This is a genomic window from Komagataeibacter kakiaceti JCM 25156, assembly GCF_000613305.1.
This window is the reverse complement of sequence record NZ_BAIO01000123.1, coordinates 1-5963: the sequence shown is the minus strand read 5'-3', so window position 1 is coordinate 5963 and position 5963 is coordinate 1. Positions and strand designations below refer to the sequence as shown.

2 protein-coding genes and 3 pseudogenes are annotated in these 5963 nt (G+C 63.5%); 3 read left to right on the top strand and 2 right to left on the bottom strand.

The window, feature by feature from the left end:
• From JCM25156_RS22800 to JCM25156_RS08485, 3 genes and pseudogenes are all read left to right on the top strand, one after another.
• Positions 1-1278: pseudogene (locus tag JCM25156_RS22800) on the top strand (amino acid permease); the annotation flags it as partial.
• An 83-nt stretch (positions 1279-1361) separates the two neighbouring features.
• Positions 1362-2353, top strand: a pseudogene (gene hemB, locus JCM25156_RS22795) (porphobilinogen synthase).
• A 148-nt stretch (positions 2354-2501) separates the two neighbouring features.
• Complete coding sequence (locus JCM25156_RS08485; RefSeq protein WP_025812766.1) at positions 2502-3293, top strand: arginyltransferase; 792 nt, start codon at positions 2502-2504, stop codon at positions 3291-3293.
• A 64-nt stretch (positions 3294-3357) separates the two neighbouring features.
• Here JCM25156_RS08485 and parC read toward each other — a convergent pair whose 3' ends face one another.
• Both parC and JCM25156_RS22790 read right to left on the bottom strand, forming a co-directional pair.
• On the bottom strand, positions 3358-5574 hold the full coding sequence (gene parC, locus JCM25156_RS08480) for a DNA topoisomerase IV subunit A (RefSeq protein ID WP_025812765.1): 2217 nt from the start codon (positions 5572-5574) through the stop codon (positions 3358-3360).
• 217 nt (positions 5575-5791) lie between these two features.
• Positions 5792-5963 (bottom strand): annotated as a pseudogene (locus JCM25156_RS22790) (DNA repair protein RecO); the annotation flags it as partial.

The following is a 5963-nucleotide window of genomic DNA, read 5'->3' as shown; positions in this document are numbered from 1 at the left end:
CTCCTTCGCGCTGGCCGCGGTGGCCTGCGGCTTCGCCGGGCTGTGTTACGGCGAACTCGCGGGGATGCTGCCATCGGCGGGCAGCGCTTATGTCTATGCCTACGCCACGCTGGGTGAACTGGCGGGCTGGATCATCGGCTGGGATCTGGTGCTGGAATACACGGTGGGCGCATCGGCGGTGTCGGTAAGCTGGGCGCGGTACATGCGCTCCCTGCTTGATGGCTGGGGCATCCATCTTTCGCCCCGGCTCATGGCCTCCCCGTTCGAGGTGGTGGGCCTGCACGATGGCGTGCCCGTGCATGGGCTGGCCAACCTGCCCGCCGTGTCCGTCATCGTGGCGCTGTCGCTGCTGCTCATGCGCGGCATTTCGGAATCGGCGCGGATGAACGCGGTTATCGTCGTGATCAAGCTTGCGGTCATCGCCGCCGTCATCGGCTGTGGCCTGCCCTATATCCGGGTGGAAAACTACACCCCTTTCATCCCGCCCAATACAGGCACGTTCGGCAGTATGGCGTATCGGGCATCCTGCGCGCGGCGGGAACGGTGTTCTTCGCCTATCTGGGTTTTGACGCGGTCTCGACCGTGGCGCAGGAAACCCGCAATCCGGGCCGTGACATGCCCATCGGCCTCATGGGCAGCCTTGCGATCTGCACGGCGGTCTATATCGCCTTTTCCTTCGTGCTGACGGGGCTGGTCAACTATCATGACATGATTGGCGACGCCGCCCCCGTGGCCACCGCCATCGACCACACGCCCTTTGGCTGGCTGAAACCCATGGTCAAGCTGGGGGTGGTGTGCGGGTTCCTGTCGGTCATCCTCGTGCTGCTGCTGGGGCAGAGCCGGATCTTCTTCGCCATGGCGCGCGACGGGCTGCTGCCGTCCGTGTTCGGTCGTGTCCACACGGGCTGGGGCACGCCGGTCGCGTGCCACCTGTTCTTCATGACGACGACCGGCGTTCTGGCCGCCTTCCTGCCCATCGAGCAGCTGGCGCATATGACCTCCATCGGCACGCTGCTCGCCTTTGTCATCGTCTGCGTGGGGGTGATGGTACTGCGCGTGCGTGAGCCCGACCGCCCGCGCGTGTTCCGCGTGCCGGGCGGCATGGCCGTTCCCGTCGCGGGGATTGTGAGCTGCCTTGTCATGATGGTCTCGCTCGACGCGCTGACCTGGCTGCGGCTGGTGGGGTGGCTGGCGGTGGGCATGGTGGTCTACGCCGCCTATGGCCTGCGGCACAGCCGGCTGGGCCGGGTCATACCTGCCATGCGGCGTGAACCCTGACCGCGCCGCATTACCGCATCATAATTTGGCATCATGCGCCGACGCGATCATAGTCGGCCCCTTCCTGGTTGGAGTTGGATTGGATGAGTATCGGTCAGTTTCCCCATGTACGGCTGCGGCGTAACCGACACGACCGGTTCACCCGGCGGCTGGTCTCCGAAAACACGCTTTCGACCGATAACCTGATCTGGCCCGTCTTCGTGACCGAGGGTACGGACTCGATAACCGATGTGACCTCGATGCCCGGCGTGCGGCGTGTCAGCCTCGACCGGCTGGCGGCGCATGTGGAACCGGCGGCCCGGCTCGATATTCCCGCCATCGCCCTGTTCCCCATAACCCCCACCCGAACTGCGTGATGAAAGCGGTGCGGAGGCCACCAACCCCGACAACCTCATGTGCCGCGCGGCCCGCCTGCTGAAAAAGGAATTCCCTGAAATCGGCCTGATCGGTGATGTCGCCCTCGACCCCTATACCAGCCACGGCCATGACGCTGATCGAGAATGATTACGTGGTCAACGACCCGTCCGTCGAAATTCTGGTCACGCAGGCCGTGAACCAGGCGGCGGCGGGAATCGACATCATCGCCCCATCCGACATGATGGACGGGCGGGTACGCGCCATCCGCACGGCGCTGGATACGGATGGCCTGACCAATACCCGCATCATGTCCTACGCCGCCAAATACGCCAGCGCCTTCTACGGCCCGTTCCGTGATGCGCTGGGATCGGGCGGCCTGCTGAAGGGCGACAAGAAAACCTACCAGATGGATCCCGCCAACAGCGACGAAGCCCTGCGCGAAGTCGCCCTTGACCTGCAGGAAGGGGCCGACATGGTCATGGTCAAGCCCGGCATGCCGTATCTCGATGTGATCCAGCGCGTGCGGCAGACATTCTCGGTCCCGACCTTCGCCTATCAGGTGTCGGGCGAATACGCGATGCTCATGGCCGCCATCCAGAACGGCTGGCTGGACCGGGAGCGCGCCATCATGGAAAGCCTCATGTCCTTCCGCCGCGCGGGCGCCAATGGCGTGCTGACCTATTTCGCCCCCGAGGCCGCACGCCTGCTGCGCGCATGATCCGGGACTGAACCCGCGCGAAAGCATGCGGTCATGGCCGGATAGTTGATGCCTGCAACAGGAAGAATATGGTATCCTTTGGGGACGGGCAGTCCCATCTTCCTGTTTGCGGGGCTGCCGCTTCCCGTTTCCCGGCTGGTGAGAGCGCATGACATATACATCGCCACGGCATCCGCAGCTGTTCTATACCACCGCGCCCATGCCCTGCCCCTACCTGCCGGGGCATATGGAACGCAAGGTCGTGACCGAAATCGGCGGCCTGGAAGCCGCGCCGTTCCACAACCGCCTCTCACGCGCGGGGTTCCGCCGCAGCCACACCATCGCCTACGCCCCGGTCTGCGCCAACTGCACGGCCTGCACCCCCATCCGGCTGCCGGTGGACCGCTTCAGCCCCAGCCGCACGCAGCTCCGCGTCATGCGCCGCAACGCCGGGCTGCATGGCTTTCCCGTTCCCCCACGCGCCACGCAGGAGCAGTTCCGGCTGTTCAGCGCCTACCAGCGCACCCGTCATGATGGCGGCGACATGGCCTCCATGACCTTTCCCGATTACCGGGCGATGATAGAGGACACGCCGGTCGAGACCTTCATGATCGAGTTCCGTGACGACAACGGCAGCCTTGCCTGCGTCGCGCTGGTGGACCAGCTTGATGACGGGCTTTCCGCCGTTTACGATTTCTATGATCCGACATTGCAGCGCCTCTCGCTGGGCACCTTCGCCGTCATGCATCTGGTGGACTATACACGCTCGCTGGGGCTGCCCTACCTGTATCTGGGCTACTGGATCAGTGAAAGCCGGAAGATGGCCTACAAGGCGCGCTTCCGCCCCGCCCAGATCATGACACGCGGTGTGTGGCACGACCTGAATCTTACGGAATATGGCAGGAATCAGGCCCGCCAGAGCGCCTTCCTGCCCGATGGACTGTTCCCCGCGCCGCAGTAAATGGCCGAAATTACGGCCCTTATGATCCGCGCATTATCCCGCAGGCAGGCTTTTCGGGCGTTTTTTACCCACGCGGCTTGCGGGTTGCCCAGGTGGGTGCGGTCCGGCCCATATCGGCACGTTTGCCCATATAATCGCGCAGATCGGCAAAGGAGCGGTTACGCGCCGGATCGGGCCACGCCACGCCATCCGCCGCGGCAAAGACCACTGCGTCACGCAGGCCGCCTTCCTTGTATTTCTGCAAGATCACGCCAAGGCCGCGCGCCATTTCTGGCAACTGGTCAAGCGGGAAGACCAGCATCCGCCGGTTCTGACCGATGACAAGCACATGGTCGCCCACCGCCGGGTGACAGATCAGCGCGCTTTCCGCTTCCTTCAGGTTGAGCACCTGCCTGCCGGTGCGTTTTTCCGCCATCATGGCCGTTTCCGCCACGATCATGCCCCGCCCGGTCGTCGAGGCCAGCAGACGCTTGCGGCTGTCATCGACCGGGAACATCGTGATGATGTCCTCATCATTTGACAGATCGATCATGAGGCGTAGCGGCTGGCCATCACCCCGCCCGCGCGGCAGATCCCCCACACGCAGCGTAAAGGCGCGCCCATCGGTCGCGAACACGCAGAGCCGGTCATTGCTGTAACATTCGACCGACAGGCCCGGCGCGTCCCCTTCCTTGAACTTCACGTTCTGCAAATCCTGCCCGTGGCCACGCACGGTGCGGATCCAGCCCTTTTCCGACAGGATCACCGTTACCGGATCGCGCTCAACCGGCAGGGCGGCCTCCACGTCGATTTCCACGGGTGCATCCGCCAGCATGCTGCGGCGTTTGCCCAGAGCGCCACCGCCAAAGGTTTTCTGGATCTCCCTGATCTCGGACGCAATGCGTTTCCACCGCAGTCCTTCCTGATCCAGCAGCCCCTGCAACGCTTCCTTTTCCGCGCTCAGCGTCGCATGTTCCTTGCGAATCTCCATCTCTTCCAGCCTGCGCAGGCTGCGCAGCCGCATGTTCAGCACCGAATCGGCCTGAAGTTCCGTCAGGCTGAACGCGGCCATAAGGGCGGCTTTGGCGTCATCCTCCTCACGGACAATGCGGATCACCTCGTCAAGATTGAGGTAGACGGCAAGGAAACCCTCCAGAATTTCCAGCCGCCGGTTCACCGCCACCAGCCGGTTAGCGCTGCGGCGCACCAGTACCTCGTGGCGATGATCGAGCCATGCCTGCAACACGTCCTTCAGGCTGCGCACGCCGGGCACCTGATCGGCCCCCAGCACGTTCATGTTCAGCCCGAACCGGCTTTCGAACTGCGTGGCGCGGAACAGGGTTTCCATCAGTACCGCAGGCTCGATCCCGCGTGATTTCGGTTCAAGCACCAGCCGGATATCGGTGGTGCTTTCATCGCGGATGTCAGCCAGAAGCGGCAGTTTCTTCTGCTCCATGAGATCGGCCACCTGCTCGATCAGGCGGGATTTCTGGACCTGGTACGGAATCTCCGTCACCACGATGTGCCAGGTGCCGAAACGGCCCTGCTCGACCTCCCATTTCGACCGGATGCGAAAGGAACCGCGCCCGGTCTCATAAGCACGGGCTATGGCGTCGCCATCCTCGACAATGCTGCCGCCAGTGGGAAAATCCGGCCCCGGCATGTGTTTGAGCAGTTCCGCCGTGGTGGTGGACGGCTTGCGGATCAGGGCCAGCGCGGCCGAACAGATTTCGCCCACGTTATGGGGGGGGATGCTTGTCGCCATGCCCACGGCAATGCCCGCCGCCCCGTTGGCCAGCAGGTTGGGAAACGCGGCGGGCAGCACGACCGGTTCCTGTTCCTCCCCATCATAGGTGGGGCGGAAATCAACGCTGTCCTCGTCAATGCCTTCAAGCAGTGCCTTGGCGACGGTTGTCAGGCGGGATTCGGTGTACCGCATGGCCGCCGCGTTATCGCCATCGATCGACCCGAAATTCCCCTGCCCCTCGACCAGCGGGTAGCGCACGGCAAAATCCTGCGCCAGCCGCACCAGCGCCTCGTACACGGAAGCATCGCCATGGGGGTGGTATTTACCGATCACGTCACCCACCACGCGGGCGCATTTCTTGAACCCGGCGGAAGGATCAAGCCTGAGCTGCTGCATCGCGTATATCATGCGCCGGTGCACGGGCTTCAGCCCGTCACGCACATCGGGCAGCGAGCGCGACATGATGGTTGACATGGCATAGGCCAGGTAGCGTTCGCTCAGCGCGTCGGCCAGCTTGGTGTCTTCAATATGTCCGGCTGATGTATCCACAGGCATGCGATCTTCCTCCCGCAGGTGAACAGATAGCGAAACTTTGGGCTTTGTCCAATGGTTGTCTTGCCGGACCTTCCGGAAGCACCGCCGCTGAGGGACCGTATCGAAAAGCCTGCCCCTGAGACATCCCGCAAATCCTCATGAAGTTTCTGGTGCGGCTTTCTTTTTGAAAAACAGATTCTGAACGAAACCGGGCAGAACCCTGCGGAAAGGCTTCTGCTCAGTCAGGCTGTGGGGAGTTCTCCCCGGTCGCCTCATCCGGTGGTACCACATCGGCCAGACGCGCGATCCTGTCCGCCAGCCTGATACGGGCTTCCGGCAGGGGGCGATGGCGCTGCCCGAATGCGTCACGCCGCAGGAAATGGCCGGACAGGCAGAGCCCGTCGTACCAG